18 protein-coding genes are annotated in these 26683 nt (G+C 73.7%); 11 read left to right on the forward strand and 7 right to left on the reverse strand.

What is annotated here, in order from left to right; all coding sequences use genetic code 11:
• Positions 1-5 precede the first annotated feature (5 nt).
• From OG689_RS30385 to OG689_RS30425, 9 genes are all read left to right on the forward strand, one after another.
• Positions 6-263 (forward strand): hypothetical protein, encoded by a 258-nt coding sequence (locus OG689_RS30385; protein WP_266324046.1) that lies wholly within the window; start codon positions 6-8, stop codon positions 261-263.
• Positions 264-359: 96 nt separating this feature from the next.
• Entirely contained in the window at positions 360-971 is a 612-nt protein-coding gene (locus tag OG689_RS30390) for a MauE/DoxX family redox-associated membrane protein (RefSeq protein ID WP_266324047.1), read from the forward strand.
• 94 nt (positions 972-1065) lie between these two features.
• Positions 1066-1932 carry a thioredoxin domain-containing protein gene (locus OG689_RS30395; RefSeq protein WP_266324048.1) on the forward strand — a complete coding sequence of 289 codons (867 nt, stop codon included), beginning with the start codon at positions 1066-1068 and terminating at the stop codon, positions 1930-1932.
• A 191-nt stretch (positions 1933-2123) separates the two neighbouring features.
• Positions 2124-3173, forward strand: a complete 1050-nt coding sequence (lgt, locus tag OG689_RS30400) for a prolipoprotein diacylglyceryl transferase (protein WP_266324049.1) — start codon at positions 2124-2126, stop codon at positions 3171-3173.
• 205 nt (positions 3174-3378) lie between these two features.
• Positions 3379-4125 carry a VIT1/CCC1 transporter family protein gene (locus OG689_RS30405; RefSeq protein ID WP_266324050.1) on the forward strand — a complete coding sequence of 249 codons (747 nt, stop codon included), beginning with the start codon at positions 3379-3381 and terminating at the stop codon, positions 4123-4125.
• 708 nt (positions 4126-4833) lie between these two features.
• Positions 4834-9462, forward strand: a complete 4629-nt coding sequence (gene gltB / locus OG689_RS30410) for a glutamate synthase large subunit (protein ID WP_266324051.1) — start codon at positions 4834-4836, stop codon at positions 9460-9462.
• Entirely contained in the window at positions 9455-10915 is a 1461-nt protein-coding gene (locus OG689_RS30415) for a glutamate synthase subunit beta (RefSeq protein WP_266324052.1), read from the forward strand. Before gltB ends, OG689_RS30415 begins: the two co-directional genes overlap by 8 nt.
• A gap of 628 nt (positions 10916-11543) precedes the next feature.
• On the forward strand, positions 11544-12410 hold the full coding sequence (locus OG689_RS30420) for a helix-turn-helix transcriptional regulator (RefSeq protein ID WP_266324053.1): 867 nt from the start codon (positions 11544-11546) through the stop codon (positions 12408-12410).
• A gap of 67 nt (positions 12411-12477) precedes the next feature.
• Positions 12478-13935, forward strand: a complete 1458-nt coding sequence (locus OG689_RS30425) for an aldehyde dehydrogenase family protein (protein ID WP_266324054.1) — start codon at positions 12478-12480, stop codon at positions 13933-13935.
• Between the two features lie 54 nt (positions 13936-13989).
• Here the strand turns inward: OG689_RS30425 and OG689_RS30430 are convergent, their stop codons facing one another.
• A complete protein-coding gene (locus OG689_RS30430) occupies positions 13990-14970 on the reverse strand; it encodes a helix-turn-helix domain-containing protein (protein WP_266324055.1) in 981 nt (326 codons plus the stop codon).
• A 72-nt stretch (positions 14971-15042) separates the two neighbouring features.
• On the opposite strand from OG689_RS30430, the gene OG689_RS30435 reads away from it, so the two are divergent.
• Positions 15043-16320, forward strand: a complete 1278-nt coding sequence (locus tag OG689_RS30435) for an MFS transporter (protein WP_266324056.1) — start codon at positions 15043-15045, stop codon at positions 16318-16320.
• Here the strand turns inward: OG689_RS30435 and OG689_RS30440 are convergent.
• From OG689_RS30440 to OG689_RS30465, 6 genes are all read right to left on the reverse strand, one after another.
• Positions 16277-17272 carry a phosphotransferase gene (locus tag OG689_RS30440; protein ID WP_266324057.1) on the reverse strand — a complete coding sequence of 332 codons (996 nt, stop codon included), beginning with the start codon at positions 17270-17272 and terminating at the stop codon, positions 16277-16279. The two genes, OG689_RS30435 and OG689_RS30440, sit on opposite strands and share 44 nt — an antisense overlap.
• A 236-nt stretch (positions 17273-17508) precedes the next feature.
• Positions 17509-18861, reverse strand: a complete 1353-nt coding sequence (locus tag OG689_RS30445; protein ID WP_266324058.1) for an MFS transporter — start codon at positions 18859-18861, stop codon at positions 17509-17511.
• Entirely contained in the window at positions 18858-19703 is an 846-nt protein-coding gene (locus tag OG689_RS30450; RefSeq protein ID WP_266324059.1) for a PIG-L family deacetylase, read from the reverse strand. The genes OG689_RS30445 and OG689_RS30450 overlap by 4 nt, the downstream gene beginning before the upstream one ends.
• On the reverse strand, positions 19700-19984 hold the full coding sequence (locus tag OG689_RS30455; protein WP_266324060.1) for a hypothetical protein: 285 nt from the start codon (positions 19982-19984) through the stop codon (positions 19700-19702). Before OG689_RS30455 ends, OG689_RS30450 begins: the two co-directional genes overlap by 4 nt.
• Before the next feature lie 158 nt (positions 19985-20142).
• Positions 20143-21966 carry a 5'-nucleotidase C-terminal domain-containing protein gene (locus OG689_RS30460; protein ID WP_266324061.1) on the reverse strand — a complete coding sequence of 608 codons (1824 nt, stop codon included), beginning with the start codon at positions 21964-21966 and terminating at the stop codon, positions 20143-20145.
• Positions 21967-22261: 295 nt separating this feature from the next.
• A complete protein-coding gene (locus OG689_RS30465; protein ID WP_266324062.1) occupies positions 22262-22945 on the reverse strand; it encodes a LuxR C-terminal-related transcriptional regulator in 684 nt (227 codons plus the stop codon).
• A gap of 332 nt (positions 22946-23277) precedes the next feature.
• On the opposite strand from OG689_RS30465, the gene OG689_RS30470 reads away from it, so the two are divergent.
• Positions 23278-26610, forward strand: a complete 3333-nt coding sequence (locus tag OG689_RS30470; protein WP_266324063.1) for a LuxR family transcriptional regulator — start codon at positions 23278-23280, stop codon at positions 26608-26610.
• Positions 26611-26683: the final 73 nt, after the last annotated feature.

Here is a 26683-nt window from a genome sequence, read left to right on the forward strand (position 1 = left end):
TGCCGGTGCCGGGTCTCCAACGAGCCGTCCTGCTCCGGGCGGCCGCCGCCGCGCTGGCGCTCGGCCTCGCGGTCGGGGCGGACACCGCGGTCGGACACGCGCTGGCCAGGCGGGGTGTGGAGCGCGCCGAGCGGCAGGCCTGGGAGTGCGCCGAGGCGGCCCGGCTGGGCGGGTCGGCCCGGGCCGCGCGGTCCGGGGCGCAGGGCCGCCCGGCCTTCGGCGGGCCCGTCCGCCCGGTCGGCTGCGGGGGCGCGGGACGTTAGCACGGGCCGGGCTGAACGGTACAAAACTCACTCTTTCGGCTTAACGGCCGAATATGGAGGAACCATCACCCATCCCCTACGGTTCACCAGGAAAGCGTGGGTGACACCACGGCAGATCCGCGTGAGGCCGCGCCCGCCGAGGGCCGGCAGGCGATTCCCGAGGGGGTTCCGATGGCCGGTCAGCAGGGTGCCCCGCCGCACCCGCACACCGCCGTCCGGCCGGTCGGCGGCGCACTGCGACGGGTGGTCGACGGACCGGCGGGGGAGTGGATCGGCACGGTCGTCCGGCTCGCCCTGGCCGTGGTCTGGGGCTGGGCCGGCCTGGCCAAGATCTCCGACCCGGCGGAGGCCGCGCAGGCCGTCCGGGCGTACGAGATCCTCCCCGAGTCGCTGGTCAAACCGGTCGGCTACGCGCTGCCCTTCCTGGAGCTGGCGCTCGCAGTCCTGTTGGTGATCGGGCTCGGCGTGCGGATCGTCGCCGTGGTCTCCGCCCTGCTGCTGCTCACCTTCATCGCCGGCATCACCTCGGCCTGGGCCCGCGGCATCTCGATCGACTGCGGCTGCTTCGGCGGCGGCGGCACCGTCGACGCCTCGCAGACCGAGTACCTGCAGGAGATCCTGCGCGACACCGGGTTCCTGCTGCTGGCCGCCTGGCTGATCTACCGGCCCCGCACCAAGCTCTCCGCCGACGCCTGGCTGGCGGCCTGAGCCACACCCGCCCCGGCCCGGTCAGCCCGGTCCGGGCCGGCCCCACCTCCACCGGCCGGCCCCGGCCCGGCCCCGACCCTGGATGTCCAGTCACATGAGCGAGAAGAACCGAGATGGCAAGCGCACCGCCCGCGAGCGGATGCAGGAGGAGCGGGCCGCGCAGGAGGCCAAGGCCAGGCGCAACAAGAAGCTCGCCGTCGGCGGCGCGGTGCTGGCGGTGATCGCGGTCGCGGCGGTGGTCGGCGTGGTGGTGCAGAACAACCGCTCCAAGCCGGAGACCCCGGTGGCCGCCCCGGCCGGCACCATCGGCGACAAGAACCTGGTGATCCCGGTCGGCTCGGCGAACGCCCCCTCCACCCTCACCGTGTACGAGGACCCGCGCTGCCCGGCCTGCGGCGCCTTCGAGCGCGAGTTCGGCCCGACCATCGACCAGCTGGAGGACCAGGGCAAGCTCTTCGTCAACTACCACATCGTCTCGTTCATCGACCGGGCCGTGCCCGGCAAGGGCTCCCGGTACGGCGCCAACGCCCTGGGCTGCGCCCAGGACGCCGGCCACTTCCGCGACTACCACGACGTGCTGTACCGCAACCAGCCGGACGAGACCAACGACGCCTTCGGCAACAAGGCCACCCTGATCGCGCTGGCCAAGCCGATCCCGGGCCTGGACACACCGGCCTTCCAGGCCTGCGTGAACGACAACAAGTTCGGCGGCTGGGTGTCGGCCGTGCAGCAGGACTTCGACAAGTCCAACTTCAAGTCCACGCCGACCGTGCTGCTCAACGGCGAGCCGGTGTACCCGAAGATGGGCACCGACGAGATCACCCCGGCGAACTTGGTGAAGTGGGTCGACACGGCCAACCAGGGCAAGCCGCTCGGCACCCCCGGCACCAACGGCCAGAGCGCGGCCCCGACCAGCACTGCCTCCGAGAGCAACAACCCGTCCCCCGGCGCCGGCGGCTGAGACCGCGGCCGCGACGGCCGGCGGCCGGCAGGGCCCGGGTCCGGAGCGTCCCGGGTCCGGGCCACGGCCCTGCCGCGCCCGTCCGGGCCGGGCCTGGGCCTTCGTCCGGGCCGGCCGCGCGGACCGAGTGCGATCTGTGACCCGCACCGGTGGCCGATCGGGCCCGCCGACACGGTAGCGTCGACCCTGCCATGAATATCGCTTACATTCCGAGCCCGTCGCGGGGCGTCCTGGAACTGGGACCGATCCCGCTGCGCGCGTACGCCTTCTGCATCATCATCGGTGTCGTCGTGGCCGTCTGGCTCGGCAGCAAGCGCTGGGTCGCCCGCGGCGGCGCCAAGCACACGGTGGGTGACATCGCCGTCTGGGCCGTCCCGTTCGGGCTGGTCGGCGGCCGCCTCTACCACGTGATCACCGACCACCAGCTGTACTTCGGGGACGGCAGGAACCCCTGGAACGCCTTCAAGGTCTGGGAGGGCGGCCTGGGTATCTGGGGCGCGATCGCGCTCGGCGCGGTCGGTGCCTGGATCGGCGCCCGCCGGCGCGGTGTGCCGCTGCCGCCGTGGGCCGACGCCCTGGCGCCGGGCATCGCGCTCGCCCAGGCCTGCGGCCGCTGGGGCAACTGGTTCAACCAGGAGCTCTACGGCAAGGAGACCACCCTCCCCTGGGGTCTGAAGATCGACAAGACCCTGCCGGACGGCGAGATCGTCCAGGGGATCTACCACCCGACCTTCCTGTACGAGTCGCTCTGGTGCGTCGGTGTGGCGCTGCTGGTGATCTGGGCCGACCGCCGCTTCACCCTCGGCCACGGCCGGGCCTTCGCGCTGTACGTCGCCGCCTACACGGTGGGCCGGTTCTGGATCGAGGCGCTGCGGATCGACGAGGCGCACCGGTTCTTCGGCCTGCGCCTCAACGACTGGACGGCGATCGTCGTCTTCCTGGGCGCCGTCGCCTACCTGGTGATCGTGGGGAAGAAGCGGCCCGGCCGGGAGGACCCGGACTCGATCGACCCGGTCTCCCGGGACGAGCGCGCTGCCGCCGCCGCTGCCGCGGCCGGTTCGGCGGACGGGACCGACGGGACGGACGGGACGGACGGGACGGACGGGACACCCCGGGCGGAGGCGTCCGAGGTGGCCGACGTGACCGACGAAGCGGACGGGGCGGGCCGTGCCGAGGACGGCTCCCGGGCCGCCGACGCGGCCGCCGAGCCGCACCGTGCGGAGCCGAAGAAAACACCCTGACCTGGCATTGCCCGCTGCTCCGGCCGCTCCCACCGCTCAGGTGGCGGGCGGCCGGAGTGCTGTTCGGACAGCCTTACTTTGCTGGAAAACACCTGATCATCGGACTACGTTCAGTGCTGTGAGAGCCCCGCGGGCAGCCTTTCTCACGGCGTTTCGCCGTGCCCGCACCCGGGCTGGGGGAGTGCACAGACGGAGGACCGACGCCATGACCGCGACCATCACCGAGCGCCTGACCGACGACCAGCACCCCAAGCCGCGGATCCCCGCCGAGGGCCATCACCGCGACGTGAACGGCGGCTGGCTGCGGCCCGCGGTGTTCGGCGCGATGGACGGACTGGTCTCCAACTTCGCGCTGATGACCGGCGTGGTCGGCGGCGCGGTCTCCAGCGGCACGGTCGTCCTCACCGGCCTGGCCGGCCTGGCCGCCGGCGCCTGCTCGATGGCGGCGGGGGAGTACACCTCGGTCGCCTCGCAGCGTGAGCTGGTGCAGGCCGAGATCGAGGCCGAGCGGCTGGAGCTGAGCCGCAACCCGCACGGCGAGCTGGCCGAGCTGGCCGAGCTGTACGCCTCGCGCGGGGTCGATCCGGACCTCGCGCTGGCGGTGGCCCGCCAGCTCTCGGTGGACCCGGACCGGACGCTGGAGATCCACGCCCGGGAGGAGCTCGGCATCGACCCGAACGACCTGCCCTCGCCGGTGGTCGCGGCGGCCTCCTCGTTCGTCTGCTTCGCGGTGGGCGCGCTGCTCCCGCTGCTGCCGTACCTGCTGGGTGCGACCTCGCTGCTGCCGGCCCTGCTGCTCTCGCTGGCCGGCCTGTTCGCCTGCGGTGCGGTGGTCGCCCGGGTCACCGCCCGCAGCTGGTGGTTCAGCGGGATGCGCCAGCTGGTGCTGGGCGGGGCGGCGGCCGGTGTGACGTTCCTGCTGGGCCGGCTGATTGGCGGCGCGGTCGGCTGATCGCGGCGGCGCCCGGGCCGAGCGCCCGGGCCGAGCGCCCGGGCCGAGCGCCCGGGGCATGCGGCCGGGCCGAGCACCCGGGGCATGCGGCCGGGCATGCGGTCGTGCACATGGCCGGGCGCGGGCGGGAAGGTGGCCGGGCGCCCGGTCGGGGCGAAGGACCGGGGCCCGGAGGCCGGACGAACGAGCTGGTCGGACGGCGCGGGCGAGGTGGCGGGGCAGGTCGGCCCGTACCTCGCCCGCGCCGTCGTGCGATGGCACAGACTGATGCATGGTTATGCCACGGGTTGCGTGACGTTCCGCACATGGGACCGAGGTGCTCGGTTGTCCTAGCATCGCCTTCGAGCCCGTCCACCCGAGGAATCCAAACCTCGGACCGACCTCGGGGTGAGAATCGCAGGCCACCCCGGAGCGATCTTGGTTCAGGGGCATTTCTCCTCTGTTTCAGGCTTGCGGCATGCGGGCACACTGGTGGGAGCGTGCGGACGAGTGTTCGCCTTCCCCGACTGGTGTTACTCGTGGGTAATAGGCCCTGACCTGGGGTTTGCGTCCGCCATGTGGACGCCAATGTCCACTTCCCGGGATGTCGGGCATCATGTAACCTGCACGAAATCGCAGAGGGCCAACGTCGTCCCTGTTGCACAGAGTCCGCTCCAGGCCCTCGGCCGGACGCGGGCCCCCAAGACCAAGACGACGACGGGAGAGCCGATGCTGTCTGCATCCATGCACTCCGACAACGAGCCCCGGGGCGGCGCATCGCGCTCGCCGTACGCGCTCGTTCCGGATGCGCGACCTGCTGCTCAGGGCCTGTACGACCCGCGGAACGAGCACGACGCCTGTGGTGTCGGCTTCGTCGCCACGCTGACCGGCATCGCCGACCACAAGATCGTCGAGCAGGCGCTCACCGTCCTGCGCAACCTGGAGCACCGCGGTGCCACGGGCGCCGAGCCGGACTCCGGTGACGGCGCGGGCATCCTGACCCAGGTCCCCGACGCGTTCCTGCGCTCCAAGGTCGCCTTCGAGCTCCCCGCCGCCGGCTCCTACGCGGTCGGCATCGCCTTCCTCCCCGTCGAGGACGCCGCCGACGCCGCCGCGGTCGCGCAGATCGAGGCCATCGCCGCCGACGAGGACCTGGTCGTCCTCGGCTGGCGCGACGTCCCGGTCACCCCCGACCTGCTGGGCGCCACCGCCCGTTCGGTCATGCCGCGCTTCCGGCAGCTCTTCCTCGCCGCCGGCGCCGGTAAGGGTGACCTTACCAGCCTGGAGCTGGACCGGGCGGCCTTCGTCGTGCGCAAGCGCGCCGAGCGCGAGGCCGGCGTGTACTTCCCGTCGCTCTCCGCCCGCACCATCGTCTACAAGGGCATGCTGACCACCGGTCAGCTGGAGCCCTTCTTCCCCGACCTGTCGGACCGGCTCTACGCCTCCGCGATCGGCCTGATCCACTCGCGCTTCTCCACCAACACGTTCCCCAGCTGGCCGCTGGCCCACCCGTACCGCTTCGTCGCGCACAACGGTGAGATCAACACGGTCAAGGGCAACCGGAACTGGATGACCGCGCGCGAGTCCCAGCTCGCCACCGACCTGATCCCGGCCAACAAGGACGGCCGGGGCCTGGAGCGGATCTTCCCGATCTGTACGCCGGACCACTCCGACTCCGCGTCCTTCGACGAGGTCCTGGAGCTGCTCCACCTCGGCGGCCGCTCGCTCCCGCACTCCGTGCTGATGATGATCCCGGAGGCGTGGGAGAACCACGCCACCATGGAGCCGGCCCGCCGCGCCTTCTACCAGTACCACTCCAACCTGATGGAGCCCTGGGACGGCCCGGCCTGCGTCACCTTCACCGACGGCACCCAGATCGGCGCGGTCCTCGACCGCAACGGCCTGCGTCCCGCCCGCTACTGGATCACCGAGGACGGCCTCGTCGTCCTCTCCTCCGAGGTCGGCGTGCTCGACCTGGAGCAGGAGACGGTGGTCAGGAAGGGCCGTCTGCAGCCCGGCAAGATGTTCCTCATCGACACCGCGGAGCACCGCATCGTCGAGGACGAGGAGATCAAGTCCGCCCTCGCCGCGGAGCACCCGTACGAGGAGTGGATCGCGGCCGGCCAGATCCAGCTCGCCAAGCTCCCCGAGCGCGAGCACATCGCGCACACCCACGCCTCGGTCACCCGCCGCCAGCAGACCTTCGGCTACACCGAGGAAGAGCTGCGCGTCATCCTCGCCCCGATGGCCCGCACCGGCGGCGAGGCGCTGGGCTCGATGGGCACCGACAGCCCGATCGCGGCGCTCTCCGAGAAGCCGCGCCTGCTGTTCGACTACTTCATCCAGCTCTTCGCGCAGGTCACCAACCCGCCGCTGGACGCCATCCGCGAGGAGCTCGTCACCTCGCTGCTGAGCAACCTCGGCCCCGAGGGCAACCTGCTGGCCGCCGAGGCCGCCGCCTGCCGTTCGGTCGGCATCACCTTCCCGGTGATCGACAACGACGAGCTGGCCAAGCTGGTCCACATCAACGCCGACGGCGACCAGTCCGGCCTGAAGGCCGTCACGCTGTCCGGCCTGTACAAGGTCTCCGGCGGTGGCGACGCGCTCGCCGCCCGCCTGAAGGCCGTCGCGGCCGAGGCCGACGCGGCGATCGCCGACGGTGCCCGGATCATCGTGCTCTCGGACCGCCACTCGGACGCCGAGCACGCGCCGATCCCGTCGCTGCTGCTCACCTCCGCCGTGCACCACCACCTGATCCGCACCAAGCAGCGCACCCAGGTGTCGCTGATCGTGGAGGCCGGTGACGTCCGCGAGGTCCACCACGTGGCCCTGCTGGTCGGCTACGGCGCCGGCGCGGTCAACCCGTACCTGGCGATGGAGTCCGTCGAGGACCTCGTCGCGCAGGGCGTGTTCATCGAGGGCATCGAGCCCGAGAAGGCCATCAAGAACCTGATCAAGGCGCTCGGCAAGGGCGTCCTGAAGGTCATGTCGAAGATGGGCATCTCCACCGTCGCCTCCTACCGCGGCGCCCAGGTCTTCGAGGTCATCGGCCTCGACCAGCAGACCGTGGACACCTACTTCGCCGGCACCACCACCAAGCTCGGCGGCATCGGCCTGGAGCAGGTCGCCAAGGAGGTGGCCGCGCGCCACGCCAAGGCCTACCCCGCCTCCGGCATCACCGCCGCGCACCGCGCGCTGGACATCGGCGGCGAGTACCAGTGGCGCCGCGAGGGCGAGCCGCACCTGTTCGACCCGGACACGGTGTTCCGCCTGCAGCACTCCACCCGCTCGCGCCGCTACGACATCTTCAAGCAGTACACCGAGCGGGTGAACGAGCAGTCCGAGCGCCTGATGACGCTGCGCGGCCTGTTCAAGCTCGACGGCAAGGGCCGCGCCCCGATCTCGATCGACGAGGTCGAGCCGGTCTCCGAGATCGTCAAGCGGTTCTCCACCGGCGCCATGTCCTACGGCTCCATCTCGATGGAGGCGCACGAGACGCTCGCCATCGCGATGAACCAGCTGGGCGGCAAGTCCAACACCGGTGAGGGCGGCGAGGACCCGGAGCGCCTGTACGACCCGGCGCGCCGCTCGTCCATCAAGCAGGTCGCCTCCGGCCGCTTCGGTGTCACCAGCGAGTACCTGGTCAACGCGGACGACATCCAGATCAAGATGGCCCAGGGCGCCAAGCCCGGCGAAGGCGGCCAGCTGCCCGGCCACAAGGTCTACCCGTGGGTCGCCAGGACCCGGCACTCCACCCCGGGTGTCGGCCTGATCTCCCCGCCGCCGCACCACGACATCTACTCCATCGAGGACCTGGCTCAGCTGATCCACGACCTCAAGAACGCCAACCCGGCGGCCCGCATCCACGTGAAGCTGGTCTCCGAGGTCGGCGTGGGCACGGTCGCGGCCGGCGTCTCCAAGGCGCACGCGGACGTCGTGCTGGTCTCCGGCCACGACGGCGGCACCGGCGCCTCCCCGCTCACCTCGCTCAAGCACGCGGGCGGCCCCTGGGAGCTCGGCCTCGCCGAGACCCAGCAGACCCTGCTGCTCAACGGCCTGCGCGACCGCATCGTGGTGCAGACCGACGGCCAGCTCAAGACCGGCCGCGACGTCGTCATCGCCGCGCTGCTCGGCGCCGAGGAGTTCGGTTTCGCGACCGCGCCGCTCGTCGTCTCCGGGTGCATCATGATGCGCGTCTGCCACCTGGACACCTGCCCGGTCGGCGTCGCCACCCAGAACCCGGTGCTGCGCGAGCGCTTCACCGGCAAGCCCGAGTTCGTGGTGAACTTCTTCGAGTTCATCGCGGAGGAGGTCCGCGAGATCCTCGCCGAGCTGGGCTTCCGCACCATCGAGGAAGCCGTCGGCCACGCCGAGCACATCGACGCGGCCGAGGCGATCACGCACTGGAAGGCCGCCGGCCTCGACCTGGCGCCGCTGCTCCACGTGCCCGAGCTGCCCGAGGGCGCGGCCCTGCACAACACCACCACCCAGGACCACTCGCTCGACAAGGCCCTGGACAACCAGCTGATCACGCTGGCCGAGGACGCCCTGGAGCGCGGCGACGCCGTCCGCATCCAGCTGCCGATCCGCAACGTCAACCGGACGGTCGGCACCATGCTCGGCCACGAGGTGACCAAGCGGTACCGCGGCGAGGGCCTGCCCGAGGGCACCATCGACGTCACCTTCACGGGTAGCGCCGGCCAGTCCTTCGGCGCCTTCGTGCCGCGCGGCGTCACGCTGCGCCTGGAGGGCGACGCCAACGACTACGTCGGCAAGGGCCTCTCCGGCGGTGTGCTGATCGTCCGCCCGGCCCGGGACGCCGCCGCCATCGGCGCCGACGCCCAGAACCACGTGATCGCCGGCAACACCATCGGGTACGGTGCCACCAGCGGCCGCATCCACCTGCGCGGCAAGGCCGGCGAGCGCTTCGCCGTCCGTAACTCCGGTGCCACCCTGGTCGTCGAGGGCGTGGGCGACCACGGCCTGGAGTACATGACCGGCGGACGGGTCGTCGTCCTCGGCGAGACCGGCCGCAACCTGGCAGCGGGCATGTCCGGCGGTATCGCCTACGTCCTGGACCTGCGCCCGGCCAACGTGAACGACGGCATGGTGGGCATCGAGGCCCCGACCGCCGCCGACCGCGAATGGCTGCGCGAGACCGTGCAGCAGCACTACGAGGAGACCGGCTCCACCGTGGCCGCCGAGCTCCTGGCCGACTGGGCGAGCGGGGTCTCCCGCTTCTCCAAGATCATGCCGACCGACTACAAGGCTGTGCTCGCCGCCAAGGACGCCGCTGAGCGCGACGGGCTCTCCGAGTCCGAGACCACTCGCAAGATGATGGAGGCGGCAAATGGCTGACCCCAAGGGCTTCCTGACCACGCCCAAGCAGCTCGCCGAGCGCCGGCCGGTCGACGTCCGGATCCGGGACTGGAACGAGGTCTACGTCGAGCGCAGCCTCCTTCCGATCATCACCAAGCAGGCCGGCCGCTGCATGGACTGCGGCATCCCGTTCTGCCACAACGGCTGCCCGCTCGGGAACCTCATCCCCGAGTGGAACGACCTGGCCTACCGGGACGACTGGTCCGGCGCGATCGAGCGCCTGCACGCGACCAACAACTTCCCGGAGTTCACCGGCCGCCTCTGCCCGGCTCCCTGCGAGTCGGCGTGCGTGCTCGGGATCAACCAGGACGCGGTGACCATCAAGAACGTCGAGGTCACCATCATCGACAAGGCCTGGGACAACGGCGGCGTCACGCCGCAGGTCCCGGAGCGCCTGTCCGGCAAGACCGTGGCCGTCGTCGGCTCCGGCCCGGCCGGCCTCGCCGTCGCCCAGCAGCTCACCCGGGCCGGGCACACGGTGGTGGTGTACGAGCGCGCCGACCGCATCGGCGGCCTGCTGCGCTACGGCATCCCCGAGTTCAAGATGGAGAAGCGCCACATCAACCGCCGCGTCGAGCAGATGCGCGCGGAAGGCACCCGCTTCCGTACCGGCGTCAGCGTCGGCGAGGACATCACCGGCCAGCAGCTGCGCGAGCGCTTCGACGCCGTCGTCGTCGCCGCCGGTGCCACCACCGCCCGCGACCTGCCCGTCCCCGGCCGGGAGCTCAAGGGCATCCACCAGGCGATGGAGTACCTGCCGCTCGCCAACAAGGTGCAGGAGGGCGACTTCGTCGAGACGCCCATCAGCGCCAAGGGCAAGCACGTCGTCGTCATCGGCGGCGGCGACACCGGCGCCGACTGCCTCGGCACCGCGCTGCGCCAGGGGGCGGCCTCGGTCACCCAGCTGGAGATCATGCCGCGCCCCGGCGACGACCGGCCCACCGGCCAGCCGTGGCCGACCATGCCGATGCTCTACAAGGTCACCTCCGCGCACGAGGAGGGCGGTGAGCGCGTGTACAGCGTGAACACCACCCACTTCACCGGCGACGAGGACGGCAACGTCCAGCAGCTCCACCTCGTCGAGGTCGAGTTCAAGGACGGCCGGTTCCAGCCGATCGAGGGCACCGAGCGCGCCATCCCGGCCCAGCTCGTCACCCTCGCCATGGGCTTCACCGGCACCGACACCGCCAACGGCCTGGTGGAGCAGCTGGGCGTCGACCTCGACGCCCGCGGCAACATCAACCGGGACGGCGCCTTCTCCACCAACGTGGACGGCGTGTACGTCTGCGGCGACGCCGGCCGCGGCCAGTCGCTGATCGTCTGGGCCATCGCCGAGGGGCGCTCCGCCGCCGCCGCCGTGGACAAGTACCTGGGCGGCAAGACCGCGCTGCCCGCCCCGATCCGCCCGACCGACCGCCCCCTGGTGGTCTGACCGGATCGACCCGATACCGCCCGGTGCCGCATCGCCGGGCTGCACCAACCGCCGACCCGCCAGAGCCGCCGGGCCAATGCGGTCATGACAGCACCTGCTCCCTCCCCGACCAAGTTGGGGGCAGGTGCTGTTCCCTTTTTTGGGGCGCCCGCTCGCCTCCGGGGCGCTTTGATCCGGTGCCGACGGTCGTCGCTTCGTCGGTCCTTCGTCGTCCCGCGCTCGCCCTCCTTGCCCGTCGACGGGCAGGAGGGGCCCACCCTTTCGGCGCCGGCGCGCTCCTTCGGCTCGGGGCGCGGCCGGTGCGGGCCGGGGTCAAGGCAGGTGGGGTGGGGGCCGGTGTGGGGTCCTCGTTCCCGCCCCAACCGTCGTTTGAGGGGTCCCGGTCGCCTCCGGAGCGCCGGCGGTCGTCGCTCGGGGCGGCCCTGGACCACCCGTGTGCTCTCCGGGGTGTGGGATGCGTGCAGTTCAGGCCGGGCCGGGGCGTCGCATTGGTGTCGGTTGGTCTCACGGGCCTTTCTGCGTACCACAGTTGTGTATCGTCCGTTGGTTTGGGCGCCGAATGTCGGTGCTAGGTGGCAGACTGCGGCGGTAGGCCTGGGCGGGCGCGTGAGAGGCGGAGGTTCGCGGGATGGGCACAACGCAGACCGGTGGCGGGACGACGGTACGGCGCCTGATGCTGGGGTCCCAGCTGCGCCGGCTGCGGGAGGCCAGCGGTGTCTCGCGCGAGCAGGCGGGGTACTCGATCCGGGCGTCCGAGTCGAAGATCAGCCGGATGGAACTGGGGCGGGTGAGCTTCAAGGAGCGGGACGTCGCCGACCTGCTCACCCTGTACGGCATCCGCGCGGACGGCGACCGGACGGCGGTGCTCGGGCTGGTGGGGGAGGCCAACGCGCCGTCCTGGTGGCACGGGTACGGCGATGTGCTGCCGGTCTGGTTCCAGACCTATCTGGGGCTGGAGGAGGCCGCCTCCGAGATCCGCAGCTACGAGGTGCAGTTCATCCCCGGCCTGCTGCAGACCGCCGGCTACGCGCGGGCCGTCTTCGCGCGCGGCAACCCGGCGGCGGAGCCGGAGGAGATCGAGCGCCGGGTGGAGGTGCGGACGCGGCGCCGGCGGCTGCTCACGGCCGAGCGGGGGCCGAGTCTGCTGGCGGTCATCGACGAGGCCGCGCTGCGCCGGTCCTGGGGCGGTCCGGAGGTGATGCGGGATCAGATCGACCGGCTGGCCGAGTTCGCCGAGCTGCCGAGGGTCGACCTGCGGGTGATGCCGCTGGGGGTGGGCGGGGTCCGGGCGGAGGCGGGGGCCTTCTCGCTGCTGGGCTTCCCCGAGCCGGACCTGGCGGACGTGGTGTACCTGGAGCAGTTCACCAGCGCGCTGTACCTGGACAAGCCGGACCAGGTCGCCGAGTACGGCCGGGCGATGGACCGGCTGACGGCCGACAGCCTGGACCGGGAGGAGACGCTGAAGCTGCTGGCGGCGGTCCGTCAGGAACTGTGACGTGCACCCACGATGATGGGGAGTCAGATAATCTGCTGACTCCGGCTTCGTGGGTGAGAGGGATCAGATGTCCTGGTTTTCGGAACTGTCGCGTCAGTACATCGACGGTGAATGGCGTACGGGCTCCGGCTCCTGGGACATCGTCGACATCGACCCGTACAGCGGGGACAAGCTCGCCGCGATCACCGTCGCCACGGCCGCCGAGGTCGACGACGCCTACCGCGCCGCCGAGCGCGCCCAGCGGGCCTGGAACCAGGTCAACCCGTACGCGCGGCGGCTGGTCTTCGAGCGGGCCCTGCGGGTGCTCGAGGAGCGCGAGCAGGAGATCACCGAGGCGATCGTCGCCGAACTCGGTGGCACCGCGCTGAAGGCGGCCTTCGAGCTCTCGCTCTCCAAGGACGTGCTGCGCGAGGCGATGCAGCTCTCGTTGCGTGCCGAGGGCCGGATCCTGCCCTCGCCGGTCGACGGCAAGGAGAACCGCCTCTACCGCCTGCCGGTCGGCGTGGTCGGGGTGATCAGCCCGTTCAACTTCCCGCTGTTCCTGTCACTGAAGGCGGTCGCCCCGGCGCTGGCGCTGGGCAACGGCGTCGTCCTCAAGCCGCACCAGAACACCCCGATCGTCGGCGGCACCCTGATCGCCAGGATCTTCGAGGAGGCCGGGCTCCCCGGCGGCCTGCTCAACGTGCTGGTCACCGACATCGCCGAGATCGGCGACGCCTTCATCGAGCACCCGGTGCCCAAGGTGATCTCCTTCACCGGCTCCGACACGGTCGGCCGGCACGTCGCCACCGTGGCCGCGAGCCACTTCAAGCGGACGGTGCTGGAGCTCGGCGGCAACAGCGCGCTGATCGTGCTGGACGACGCCGACCTCGACTACGCGGTGGACGCCGCCGTGTTCAGTCGCTTCGCCCACCAGGGCCAGGTCTGCATGGCGGCCAACCGGGTGCTGGTGGACCGCGGTGTCGCCGAGGAGTTCACCCGGCGCTTCGTCGCCAAGATCGCCTCGTTGAAGGTCGGTGACCCCAAGGACCCGGCCACCCAGATCGGCCCGCTGATCAACGCCAACCAGGCCGAGTCGTTGACCGCCGAGGTCGACCGGGCGATCGAGTCCGGCGCCACCGCCCTGCTGCGCGGGCAGACCGTCGGGACGCTGATGGACCCGGTCGTGCTGGGCGGGATTCCCGCGGACGCGCCGATCCTGCAGCGCGAACTCTTCGGCCCGGTCGTCCTGGTGGTGCCCTTCGACGGGGAGGACGAGGCCGTCCGGATCGCCAACGACACGCCCTTCGGCCTCAGCGGCGCCGTGCACACCGGCGACGTGGAGCGCGGGGTCCGGCTGGCGCAGCGGATCGAGACCGGCATGATCCACATCAATGACGGCACCATCCACGACGAGCCCGTCGTCCCGTTCGGCGGGGAGAAGAACTCGGGCGTGGGGCGCCTCAACGGCGAGGCCACGGTCGAGGCCTTCACCACCGTGAAGTGGATCTCGATCCAGCACGGGCGCAGCCGCTTCCCGTTCTGATCCGCCCCGCTGCCCGCCGACCCCCGGGGTGTCCACTCCCGGGGCCCCGGTGTCTCAGGGCGCGCCGCCGTCCAGCAGGGCCTGGCCGAGTGCCGTCAGCAGGTAGAGCACCTCGCGGCCGGTCCGGTGGCGCGCCACCAGGCCGGCCGCGTGCAGCGCGGTCAGGTGGTGCGAGACGTTGGGCGCGGACAGTCCGGTCCGCTGCGCCAGGACGGTGGTGGAGCCCGGTGACTCCAGCTCGGCGAGCAGCCCGGCCCGGGCCCGGCCCAGCACCCCCGCCAGCGCGTCCGGTGTCGACGCGCCGCCCTCCCAGAGGGTGGCCACCCCGCGCGGGGGGTACACCACGCCCGGCTGTGCCTGCGGGCCGGTCTGCAGGACGCACCCCGGCCAGACGAAGACCGACGGCACCAGCACCAGCCCGCGCCCGCCGTCCAGCGACTCCTCGATGTCGTACCGGCGCTGGGCCACCGTCATCCGCCCGTCCTGCCAGCTGACCTTCGGGTGCAGGCCCTCGAACAGTGCGGCAGGGCCGCCGGCCGCCATCTGCCGGGCCCGGTGCAGGATCTCCCCCTCGGCGAGCCGGGCGATCCGGGGCCAGTACGGCTCGACGGCCACCGTCCAGTAGGCCCGGACCTCCTCGGTCAGCCGGGCCAGCCCGGCCTCCGGGTCCGCGTGCAGGGCGGCCACCAGCGGCGGCAGCGGCCGGCCGATCGGCGCGAGGTCGGCCCGGACGGTGTCGGGTGCGGTGGCGGCGAGCTCAGCCAGCTCCTCGTCCATCCCGGGCGCGGTGGCGGCCGGCACCGGGGTCAGGAAGTCCGGCAGGTGCCAGGCCGGCATCGGCACCAGCTGGGACAGCAACTCGTACGCCTCCCCGGCCCGGGCGAGATCGGCCCGGGCCCGCCGGACCCAGGGCAGGTGCACCGCCCGCGAGCCCGGGTCCTTGAGCACCTGAACGCTCGTCACCACCTCCAGCAGGCGCGAGCAGGCGAACCGGGTGGCCGCCACGTCCTGGGCCGAGAACCGCAGCGTGAGCACGTCTTCCCCTTCGAGGATTCGACCAGGACGAAATCTCTGGGCGCCACCGATCATCGCCGCAAGGCTCGGTCCATGACCAGCACCGTCCCCGTATCCTTCCAGGACCGCCTGGGCCTCCCGGACACCACCGGCCGGCGCCGGCTCGTCGGCGCCCACCTCGTCGACAGCCTCGGCACCGGACTCCTGCTCGCCTTCACCGTCCTCTACTTCACCCGCACGACCGGCCTCGGGGTGGCCGCCGTCGGGGCCGCCATCACCCTCGCCCGACTGCTCGCCCTGCCCACCGCGATCCTCACCGGCCCGCTGATCGACCGCTACGGCGCCCGCCAGGTCGCGGCCTGCGGCAACGCGCTGTCGGCCGTCGCGTACGGCGGCTTCCTGCTGGCCCACCAGGCCTGGCAGATCGTCCTGGTCAGCCTGCTCGCCCAGGCCGGGGCGGTCGCCTACTGGACGGCCAGCACCGGCCTGGTCGTGCTGGCCGCCGCCGGCGGTGAGCGCACCCGCTGGTTCGCGCTGGTGCAGACCCTGCGCAACGCCGGGCTCGGGATCGGCGGGGCGCTCGGCTCCCTGGTGGTGGCCGGCAGCGGTACGGGTGGGCTGCGGCTGCTGGTGCTGCTGAACGCCCTCAGCTACGCGGGCGCCACCGTCCTGCTGGCCCGCTGGCGCCCGGCCGCGGCAGCCGGGCGACCGTCGGCGCCCGGGGCGCCCGGTGCTCCGGCGGCTGCCGGCGGCTACCGCCAGGTGCTGCGGGACCGCCGCTACGTCCTGCTGGTCGGCATCAACCTCTGCTCGGTCTTCGGCTCGATGATCATCAGCATGCTGCTGGCCGTCTACCTCACCGAAGGCCTGCACCAGCAGGCCTGGGTGGCCGGCTCGCTGCTGGTGATGAACGGCGTCCAGGTGGTGCTCACCCAGAGCGTGGTCGCCCGCCGCCTGGAGCGGTTCCGGCCCACCCGGGTGCTGGCGGCCGCCTCACTCGTCAACGCGGTGGCCTTCACCCTGTTCGCGCTGATGGCCGCCGCGCCCGGCCGGGCCGTCCTGGCCGGCCTGTACGCCGCGATGTTCCTCTTCAACGCGGCCGAGACGATGGCCACCCCGTTCGCCGAGGACCTCAGCGTCGGTCTGGCCGACCCCGGCCTGCGCGGCCGCTACCTCGCGGTCTACCAGCTCTCCTGGAACACCGGCCAGGCGCTCGCCCCCGGGCTGCTCACCCTGCTGCTCGTCCAGGGCGCGCTCTGGCCGTGGGCCTTCCTCGCGGCGCTGGCGGTGGCCGCGGTGCCGGCCCTGCTGCTGCTGGAGCGCCTGATCACACCCGCCAGCCGCGCCGCCCGGCCAGCCACCGCAGGGTGACCTCACCGCTCCAGGTCTGGTGCCGGCGCAGCATCCGGGAGCCGGCCGGCGGGTCTGGCTGGGCGCCGGCCCGCAGGAAGTAGCCGGTGACGGCGGCGAGGGCGCAGTCCAGTTGTTCGGGCGCCGCGCCCCGGGCGGCCGGGTGCGCGGCGAACAGCCGGTCGGCGTCGTGGCCGTCGGCGCGGGCGGTGGCCAGCAGCAGCGTCAGGTCGAACCAGCTCGCCCCGAGCCGGGGCCAGTTCCAGTCGCAGATCCAGGCCCGCCCGCCGGAGTCCAGGACGATGTTGTCCCGGCGCAGGTCCTCGTGCAGGACGGCGTCGCCGGCGGTCGCCGCGACCCAGTCGGCCTCCAGGGCGGCCAGCGGTTCGATCAGCGCGGGCGGGAACCAGCCGGGCAGCAGGTCGGCGCCGGGAGCGCCGCCGGCCAGCTTGCGCCAGTCGTCGAAGTCGTCCTCTCCCGGCTCGGGCCGCAGCGGCTTCAGGCCGAGCGCGAGCAGCTGCGGCGAGGGGCTCGCCAGCGCCTGGGCCAGGGCGGCGCAGGCGTCCAGGGCCGCCGCCAGCTCCGCCGGCCGCCACGGGTCGGCGGGCATCCGGGCCCCCGGCACCGGGTCGAAGCCGAGCACCACCCAGCCGGCGCTCTCCTCGGCCCAGCGCAGCGCCGGCGCGGGTACGGCGGCCGGCAGCGCCCGGTTGATCGCGGCCTCCCGGCGGTAGCAGTCCGCGATGTACGGGTGGGCCACGGCATCGACCGCCTTGACGAACTCCGCCCCCGCCGGCCCTCGGACCAGGGCCGCGAAGCCCGGGGTGAACCCGCCGCCCGCGCTGGGCCCCGCCGCCACCGGCCCGCCGAGCCGGTGCCCGATCAGCTCCCGCACCCACGGCGGCAGGTCCGTCCACTGCGGGCGGACGGCGGTGCTGGCGTACGGCGGGCGGGGCGTGATCGTCTCGGTCATCCGCCCATGCTGCCCGGCCGCCGCCGTGACCGGCCACCGGCGTTCGCGGGTGTCTGCCCCGGCGTCCGGCCCGGGTGGTCCGCCGGCGCGCCGGGGGCCCGCCGTCGCGGGCGGTGCGCAGCCGGTGCGTACGTCCCGGATCCGGTCCCCGACCTGCCCCCCGCCTGCCCCCGCGACCTGGCCCCCCGCCTGCCCCGCGACCTGCCCCCGATCTGCACCGTCGGCCTGGAAGTGGCTCACCGGTCGGCCGCCGCCCAGCGGTCGGCCAGCCGGTAGCCGAGACCGCCGAGCGCCACCAGGACGGCCAGAATCGCCCAGAACACGCCGGCGTGCCGCTCGATCAGCGCGCCGACGAGCAACGGGCCGACGATCGCGGACAGCGCCCAGGTCAGGTTGAACACCGACAGGTAGCGGCCGCGCGCCTCGGCCGGTGCGGCGGTCGCCGAGATGGCGGTGGTCGCCGGACCCGCCAGGATCTGCCCGGCGGTGAACAGCAGGACCGCCGCGTAGACCACCACCACCGTCCCGATGCCGCGTCCGGCCGCGCCGACCGCGAGCAGCCCGATCGAACCCAGCATCAGGACCGCCGCCCAGGACACCACCCTGGTCCGCGGGTACGCCACCACCCGGGCCGTCACCAGGGACTGGCTCAGGACGATGGTGACCGCGTTCACCGTCAGGGCCGTCGACGGCAGCCAGGCGGGCATCCGGTCGACCTCGACCAGGTAGACCGGCAGCACCACGGTCGGGATCAGCCAGCCGAACGCGAACGCGGCCTGGGCCGCCATCAGGATCAGCAGGACCCGGTCCCGGAACAGCGTCCGCCATCCCGCCCAGGTGCCCGCCGGGGTCGCGCTGTCGACGGGCCCGGTCGGTTCCCGAGCCGCGGCGGACCGAGGCTGCGGAGGCGGTGGGGTCAGGGGGCGTGGGCCGGCCGGGCGGACCCGGACGGGCGTCATCAGCAGGACCGCCGCGACCAGGCTGGTCGCGGCGTTCACCACGACGATGGACACCGCCGCACTCGACCAGCCGCTGCCCAGCAGCAGACCACCCGCCGCACCGCCGATCCCCACGCTGGCGTTGGTGCCCGCCGTGGTGAAGGCGTACCAGCGGTCCAGTTCGGCGCCCTCGGCCAGATCGGCGACGAACGCGGGCCAGGCCGCGAAGTACAGGCGCTCGGCGCAGAGCACCAGCAGCATGCTGCCGATCAGCGCCGGCAGCGAGTCCACCAGCAGGTAGCAGAGGTAACCGGCCGCCACCAGAAGGTTGTTGGCGATCAGCGAGGTCCGCGGACCCCAGCGGTCGACGATACTGCCGGCCACCGGGGCGACCGGCAGCGAGAGCGCGGTGGCGACGGCGGACCCCAGCCCCACCTGGGCCACCGTCAGATCGGTGGTCAGGACGAAGAACAGGAACGACAGCGGGACGAACATCCCGACGCCGAAGGCGTCCAGCACGGTGGCGGCGACCACCCGGCCCTGACCGGCCAGTTCGGGCAGGCCGAGGCGCACCCGCCAGCGGGCGGCCGCGGTGGCCGGAGCGCCGGCCGCCGCCTCGGCGGGCCGCACCCCGGTGGACGGCGGGCTCACCGCTCGCCCCCGGTCCCGGCCGTCCCGGCCGCGCTCAGGTCGGATGCCGCCGCCGGTGCGCCGTGCAGCGGCCACCAGTGCTCCAGCCGCAGGTTCCGCCGGTTCAGCAGCTGCCCGTGCACCTGGCGGTCCATCACGTCGAGCTGGCTGGCGTGCGCCCTGATCGCGGCCTCCTTGGCGGCACCGTCCGCCGCCGACAGCCGGCTCTGCCGGGCGCGGTGCCGCCCGGCGGTGGCCAGCGGGAACTGCTCGGCGGCCCAGGCGGCGAACGGCTCCGGGTGGTCGTTGGTCCAGGCGAAGCCGGACCGGGTGCCGGCCGCCCGGAGGTGGTTGCTGATCTGGAACAGCTGGTACGGGTACTCGCCGTACAGCACCAGGGCGGGTCGCACCCCCTCGTCCGCGAGTTCCGCGCACGCCGTGAGGCCGGTGTCCCGGACCATGACGTGGTCCGGGTGGGTGAGCAGCCCGGCCGGCAGCCAGACCTCCCACTCGCCGCCGCCGGCCGCCGCCACTGCTTCGGCGGCGGCCCGGACGCGGCCCGTCATGTCGGCCCCGAGCCGCTGCGGAGCCTCGCCGGGCCGGTACTGCCCGTCCAGGTGGGCCCACTGCTCGGGGACCAGGCCCAACGGGGCGAAGGACCGGAGGTCCTCCGCGCGTCGCTCCAGGGCGAGTTCGCGTGAGCTGGTGGCGCCGAGCGAGCGGTCCCAGTCGGTGAGCAGCGCCGGGTCCGCGGGGGCCCCGGCGAACACCGTGACCACCTCGGTCCCCGGTCCGAGAGCGCCGTAGCAGGACAGCACGGCGTCGTCGGCGTGCGGTGAGAACACCAGTCGGCGGGCCGTCACGTCGCCTCCGGGACGGGCGTGCGCTGCCAGATCTCCTCGGCCGGGGCCAGGGCGGCCGTCCGGGACGGGGTGAGGGCGGTCGGCGGGCCGCTCCGGCGGCGGTGGGTACGGCCGGCCGCCACGCCGTCCGCGACCAGCTCGGCCAGCCGGTCGGCGTGCCGGTCGGCCCAGCGGCGCACCGGGCCCAGGCTGTTGGTGCCGCCCAGGGCCAGGGTGCGCAGGGCGGCGCGGACCACGGGGTCGCCCGGCGCGGGACCGTCCGGGGGTGCGGTGATCCCCAACAGATAGCCCGCGTACCAGAGTTCAGCGCGCAGCCCGGGGTACTCGGCGGGCTGTCCGGGCAGCCCGCCGGTGCGTTCCCGGTGGGCCTCGGTCGGCCCGGAGCGGTCGCTCCGGGCCGGGGCCCCAGGTGCGCGGGTGCGCCGGTGCGGGTCCGGGCCTAGAAGACCGGGACGCCGGCCCGGACGAGGCGCCAGGAGACCGAGGCGAAGTCGGCCGGGTCGATGACGCCCTTCTCCTTCACCCAGCCGATCATCGCGTTGCGGATCTCGTCCGAGTTCGCCCACACCTTGGGGGCGGCGGCGACGTGCGGGAAGTTGCCGCCGCCGTTGGCGCGGTAGTTGTTGACCGCCAGCACGAACTGGGCGGCGGGATCGATCGGCTTGCCGTCGAAGGAGAGGTTGACGATCCGCGAGCCGGCCGGCTGGGCGATGTCGATGTCGTAGCTGACGCCGTACACCGAGTCGTAGTTGTAGTCCGGGATGTTCTGCGCGTTGGTCAGGGTCGCCTTGTCGACCGCCGCGCCCGGGGCGAGCTGGTTGTAGTACTTCGCGGAGAACTCCAGGTAGTCCTTGATCTGGGCGCCGGTCAGGATCCGCGCCTCCAGGGTGTTCTCGTAGATGTACAACCCGGCGGCGTCGCGCAGCTTGACCTGCCCGGCCGGGATCACCGCGGTGCGGTTGAACGGCGCGGCCTGGGCCAGCACCGGCAGGTTGGCGTACGAGGTGGAGGCCAGTGCCGCCTTGACGACGTCCGCCTGCACCTTGCCGATCAGGTCGATGATCGGGGTGTCCTGGAACGGCGCCTCGGTGATCGACAGGGCGATCTTCGCGGTGCCGATGACCTGGTTGACGTACTCGACGACCTTCTTGTGCTGGGCGGTCATCAGGTTCACGATCTCCGGGTCCTCCGGCACCGTGTTGGAGTTCAGGACACGGGAGGAGAGCGAGGTGACCTTCCAGGCGCCCTTGTCCAGCTCGACCTCGAAGTCGAAGCAGGTCAGCCGCTGGCCCCAGCAGAGCGGCTCGGAGAGCACGACGGTCCTGCCGGTCTCCTTGTTGACGACCAGCCGCTGCGGGATCTCCTTGTGCGCGTGGCCCACCAGGACGGCGTCGATGCCCGCGACCTGTTCGGCCAGGGCGACCGAGACGTTCTCCCCCCAGGGCAGCTGGTCGCCGTAGGAGGTCGCCTCGTCCATGCCGGAGTGGCAGGCCACCACGACGACGTCGGCGCCGGCCGCCTTCAGCTTCGGGAGCCAGATCTTCGCGGTCTCCACGATGCCGGGGAAGGTCATCTTGCCGGCGACGTTCGCCTTGTCCCAGATGGCGATGCCGGGGTTGGTCAGGCCGAGGATGCCGACCTTGAGCGTCGGACCGCCGGGCAGCTTGATCTTGCGGATCACGTAGGGCGGGAAGGCCGGCTTGTCGTTCTTCGCGTGCAGCGCGTTGGCGCCCAGCAGCGGGAAGTCCAGCTGCTCCTCGTAGGCCCGCAGGGTGTCGATGCCGTAGTTGAACTCGTGGTTGCCGAGCGCGGCGGCGGTGTACTCCATGGTGTTCATGGCGAGCGCCATCGGGTGCTCGGGCGCGGTGTCGGCGTCGGTGGCGATCGGGTCGACCCGGGCGTAGTAGTACGTCAGCTGGGTGCCCTGGATGGTGTCGCCGGCGTCGATCAGCAGGGTGCGGTCCCAGCCCTTCTCCTCGCGGACCTGCTTGGCCAGCGTGGAGATCTTGGCGAGGCCGACCTCGTTGTGCGCCTTGTCGGCGTAGACCGCGTCGGTGAAGTAGTCCCAGTTGAGCACCCGGCCGTGCAGGTCGGTGGTGCCCATGACGGTGAAGGCCTGCTTCTTGGCAGCCTTCTTGTCCTGCGGCTCGGCGCCCTTGGCCGCGGCGGGGGCTGCGGCGGCGACCGAGACGCCGCCGGCCAGGGCCGCGCCGGCGGCGGTCGCGGCGGAGCGGGCGACGAAGTCACGGCGGTTCAGGGGCATCAACGACTCCAGGTGGGGCTGTGGACGGACCGTCAAAGGGTGGTGACGCGCGTAGAGGAACGCGCGTAGAAGTCTGCCTCGCCACGGCCCCGCGCCGATAGCCCCCCGACGTTTCCAACAGGTGAGATCTTGGCGACTCCGGAATGACGGCGGCCGGGTCCGGCGCCCCGCCGGCGCGCCCGTCCGCCGCCCGTCGGCCCCGTTCCTTGCCCGTACACCCGCTGCCCCGCCGGCTGCCCCGCCGGCTGCACCGTCGGTCGCCCGGGCCGGCCGTTCGTGGCCCGCCCCGGCCCGGTCAGATGTATCCCTCGCGCAGCGCGTACGCCACCGCGTGCGCCCGGTTGCGCAGGTGCAGACGCGTGGTCAGCCCGTGCAGGACGTTCTTCACCGTCCGCTCCGAGTACGACAGCTTGGCGGCGATCTCGGCGGTGTCCCAGCCCTCCGCGACCAGCCGCAGGATGTCCGACTCACGCTCCGAGATCCCCGGCGGGGTGAACCCGGGCAGTCCCTGCACGCTCCGCTGCAGCCGCCCCATCTGCACGATCAGCCGGCCCAGCAGGTCGGCCGGCAGGTCCCCGTCGCCCCGGGCGGCCGCCAGCACCGCCTGTCCCAGCCTCGGCGCGGTCGCCTCCCGGCGCCACAGGATCGCCGCCACCCCGCACTCGACGGCCTCCAGCAGCTCGGCCTCGCGCATCCGCTCGACCACCAGGACGACCCGCACCTCCCCACCGCGCACCATCCGGCGCAGGGCCGCCGTCACGGTCGCGTCCACGGTCTCGGCCAGCATCACGGCGACCGCCCCGGTGGTCGCCTGCTGCTCCTCGACGAGCTCCAGCGCGGCGCACTGCTTGAGCTGGCTGAGCGCGCCGGCCCGTGAGATCGGGTCCGCCGCGTGGACCACCACGGGGATCCGCACCCCGGCCCGTACCCCCGGTCGTACGCCGGACCGAACGGCTCCGTCGGCCTGCAGGACAGTCATGGCTCCCCCTCCTGGATGCCGGGCCCGCCACTGCCCGGCGCTGTGAACGCTGAGAGCATGGTCCGCATGTGCCTGACAGCGGGGAGGGCCCACGATGTGGAAAGGGGGTCGATCGGCATGGCCTCGACCCCCGTACACCCATGCTCCCCGCAGGTGGGCCGGCCCGGCCATCGTGGTGCACCACGAGATCGGGCCGCCGGCCCGCGGGTCGTGCGACGAAGCTCACAGCCCCGCGAGGTCCCGCTGATGCAGCGTCAGGGCCTCCGGCTGCGTGAACGGAGTAGCAACCCGTTCGGCCCGGCGCGTCCGGGTCCTCGGCCGAGAGGACCACGATGACCAGCAGCAGCACCACGAGTACGGGCACGGACGCCGCGACCACGAGAACGGGTGCGAACACCACGAGGACGAACAGCGACCCGACCACGAGGACGGGCGCGGGGACCACGAGGACGAACAGCGACCCGACCACGAGGGCGGGCGCGGGGACCACGGGCGGCACGGGCACCAGCCGTCCGGCCACCGGCGTCGGGTACCCCGCCGGCGCCGCCCGGGCCGGGATCCGGCCCGGGGCGGACCGGATCCCGGCCCCCCGGTCGGGCGGGCCGCGGCCGGACCTCGTCCGCCCGTGGCTGGCCGAGCGCACGGAGGCGCTCGCCCGCGCCGGCGAGATGGCGGAGCGGGCCCGGCACGGCTCCGGCGGGGTCCTGCTGCTCACCGGCGCCGCCGGCACCGGCCGCACCGCCCTGCTCGCGGCGGTCGCGGCCGGCCCGGCGGCGACCGGCCTCGGCGTCCTGCGGGCCCGCTGCTCGGCCGAGGAGTCGCACAGCGCGTACGCCGCCGCCCGGCAGCTCTTCAACCCGGGCGCCCGTTCCCGCGGCCTGGCCACCCGGACCCCGGGCGCCACCGGACGGGCCGGGCCGCCACCACCGGGCGATCCGGAGGCCGACCTCTGGGACCTGCTGCTCCTGCACGCCTCGCACCGCCCGCTGCTGCTCGCGGTGGACGACGTCCACCTGGCCGACGCCCCCTCGCGGCAGTGGCTGCACCAGCTCTGCCGCCGGATCGACCGGCTGCCCGTCCTGCTGGTCGTCACCGAGCGGCGCCGGCCCGAGCTCGGCGCCCCGGCGGCCGGCTTCGGCCGCACCCTGACCGCCCCGCTGGCGCAGACCTGCCTGCTGGCGCCGCTCGGCCGCGCCGCGGTCGCCGACCTGGCCGGCCGCCGGCTGGGCGTCGCCCGGCCGCGCGGCGCCACCCCCGGCGGCCCGCCCGGCGCCACCGCCGGCACCCAGGTCGCGGGTCGGACGACGGTGGACGGGGCCTCGCCGGACGAGGCACCGGCGGACGACACCCTGGTGGACGACTGCGTGGGGGCGACCGGCGGCAACCCGCTGCTGCTGGACGCCCTGCTCACGGACCTCGCCGCGCTGCCCCGCGACCGGGCCCGGCAGACCGCGGCCGGCCTGGGGCCGGTGCCCGCCGCCTTCGCCGACGCGGTCGACCACTGGCTGCACAGCTCCGGCCCCGAGGTCGCCACCGCCGCCCGCACGCTGGCCCAGCTGGACGGCGGCCGGCCCGCGCCGGCGGCCGGCCCGGCCGCGCCTCCCGACCTCGCGGACCGTACGGACCTCCCGGAGGTCCCGCCCCTCCCGGCCCCGGCCGGCCCGCAGCCGGTCGAGCCCGACCACCAGGCCGCCGTCGCCGCCGAACTCGCCGAACTCACCGGCGCCGACCCGCTCCGGCTGGCCGGCTGGCTGGCCGGGCTCACGGCGCAGGGACTGCTCCGCCCGGCACCGGACGGCGGCCGGCCAGGCTTCGCGCACCCGCTGCTGCGCCAGGCCGTCCTGGCCGGCTGGGACGCCGCCCGCCGGGCCGAGGTGCACCGGGCCGCCGCCGCCCTGCTGCACCGGCGCGGCGACCCCGACGAGCAGATCGCCCAGCACCTGCTGCTCGTCCCCGGCCCCGGCGAGCGGTGGGCGTCCGACGTGCTGCACCGGGCCGCCGGGGCCGCCCGGCGCGGCGGGCGGCAGTCGCTGGCCGCCGCCCTGCTGCGCCGCGCCCTCGCGGAGCCGCTGTCCACCCGTCGCCGCGGCGCCACCCTCACCGAACTCGGCTGCCTGGAAGTCTCCCTGGGCGCCACCGGGCACGCCGCCGGGATCCGGCACCTCGCCGAGGCCGTCCACCTGCAGCAGTCCGACGAAGGCGTCTTCGCGGCCGCCAACGCCCTCGGCGCGGCGCTCGCCGCCCGGGGCGAGACCGCCGCCGCACTGGAGGTGCTGGAGGAGCTCGCCGACCGCTTCGCCGACCGGGAGGACCTGGCCCGCGCCGTCCAGGCCGCCGCCGCGCTGATCTCCTCGCACGACGGCCACAGCTGGCTGCAGGTGGTCGAGGGCCTGCGCCGGATCGCGGCCCGGACCCCCCGGCGGATCGCGCCGGCCGCCCGGGCGCTGCTCACCGAGTTCGACTCGACCAGCGGGCTGCTGTCCGCCGCCGAGGTGGCCGAGCGCGTCCGCGAGCTGACCGAGGCCCCGCAGGACCCGTTCTCGCAGTCGTACGTCACCGCCTCGGCCGCCACCCTGGCCCAGTGGGCCGACCTGCTCCCGGTGGCCGACCGGCTGGTGGAGCAGAGCATGGCCGCCTACCGCGGCCCGCTGCTGCACCCCGGGTACCAGTGCCTGCTCAGCGTCCGCGCGGAGAGCCGGGTGATGCGCGGGGAGTACCGGCAGTTGCTGGACGAGTGCCGGGCGCCGGCCCGGGAGGCGGGGACGGCCGGGCCGGACGGCGACGTCGGTCACCAGGGCCTGCTCTCCCTGGGCAACGCCCACCTGGTGGCGCAGGCCGTCATCGCGCTGACCGAGACCGGCCGGCTGGACGAGGCCCACGAGCTGGCCCGGTCGGCCGAGGCGGGCGGGGCGCACGGCTCCTGGGAGTGGAACGAGTACCTGTACGCCCGGGGCCTGCTGCAGCTCGCCTCCGGTCGGCCCGCGACCGCCCTGGCGGACCTGCTGGAGTGCGGCCGCCGCCAGCGCGAACGGCAGGTGGAGAGTCCGATCGTGACCCCGTGGCGCTCGGCCGCCGCCGACTGCCAGGTGCTGCTCGGGCTGCCCGGCCAGGCCGTGGAGCTGGCCGCGGAGGAGCTGCGGCTGGCCCGGGTCTGGGGCACTCCCCGGACCGTCGGGCGGGCGATGCGGGCACTGGCCGCCGCCACTGGTGGACGGCAGGGGCTCGCGATGGCCGGGGAGGCGGTGGAACTGCTGACGGAGGCGGAGGTGGCGACCGAGCTGATCCCGGCCCTGATCACCTTCGGGCAGCTGCTCGGCGGCGCCGGCCGGCGGGCCGCCGCCCGGCGTACCCTGCGGGAGGCGGCGGCCCGGGCGGAGCGCCTGGGCGCGGTCCGGCTGCGGACGGTCGCCGTGGGCCTGCTGCAGGAGTCCGGGGCCCGGCTGACCACCGAGCGGCACACCGGCGCGCCCGCGCTGACCAGCAGCGAGCAGCGGATCTGCCGGCTCGCCGCGGCCGGCCACTCCAACGCCGAGATCGCCGGCCTGCTGCACCTGGCGATCCGCACGGTGGAGACCCATCTGACCAACAGCTTCCGCAAGTTGGGCATCCGGCGCCGGGCCGAGCTGGCGGCCGGGTTCGAACCGGCCGACCCGGACCAGGAGTAGCCGGCGCCCGGGCGGGGGAGCCGGACCGCTGCCGGGACCGGTCCGGCTCCCCCCGCGTCGTCCGCCCGGGCGC

This window comes from Kitasatospora sp. NBC_00240 (assembly GCF_026342405.1).
Taxonomy (GTDB): domain Bacteria; phylum Actinomycetota; class Actinomycetes; order Streptomycetales; family Streptomycetaceae; genus Kitasatospora.

Coding starts and splice junctions, on each gene's coding strand:
- OG689_RS30465 (WP_266324062.1), bottom strand. CDS start 22,945: ATGACTGTCCTGCAGGCCGACGGAGCCGTTCGGTCCGGCGTACGACCG.
- OG689_RS30420 (WP_266324053.1), top strand. CDS start 11,544: ATGGGCACAACGCAGACCGGTGGCGGGACGACGGTACGGCGCCTGATG.
- lgt (WP_266324049.1), top strand. CDS start 2,124: ATGAATATCGCTTACATTCCGAGCCCGTCGCGGGGCGTCCTGGAACTG.
- OG689_RS30395 (WP_266324048.1), top strand. CDS start 1,066: ATGAGCGAGAAGAACCGAGATGGCAAGCGCACCGCCCGCGAGCGGATG.
- OG689_RS30425 (WP_266324054.1), top strand. CDS start 12,478: ATGTCCTGGTTTTCGGAACTGTCGCGTCAGTACATCGACGGTGAATGG.
- OG689_RS30440 (WP_266324057.1), bottom strand. CDS start 17,272: ATGACCGAGACGATCACGCCCCGCCCGCCGTACGCCAGCACCGCCGTC.
- OG689_RS30415 (WP_266324052.1), top strand. CDS start 9,455: ATGGCTGACCCCAAGGGCTTCCTGACCACGCCCAAGCAGCTCGCCGAG.
- OG689_RS30470 (WP_266324063.1), top strand. CDS start 23,278: ATGACCAGCAGCAGCACCACGAGTACGGGCACGGACGCCGCGACCACG.
- gltB (WP_266324051.1), top strand. CDS start 4,834: ATGCTGTCTGCATCCATGCACTCCGACAACGAGCCCCGGGGCGGCGCA.
- OG689_RS30460 (WP_266324061.1), bottom strand. CDS start 21,966: ATGCCCCTGAACCGCCGTGACTTCGTCGCCCGCTCCGCCGCGACCGCC.
- OG689_RS30435 (WP_266324056.1), top strand. CDS start 15,043: ATGACCAGCACCGTCCCCGTATCCTTCCAGGACCGCCTGGGCCTCCCG.
- OG689_RS30405 (WP_266324050.1), top strand. CDS start 3,379: ATGACCGCGACCATCACCGAGCGCCTGACCGACGACCAGCACCCCAAG.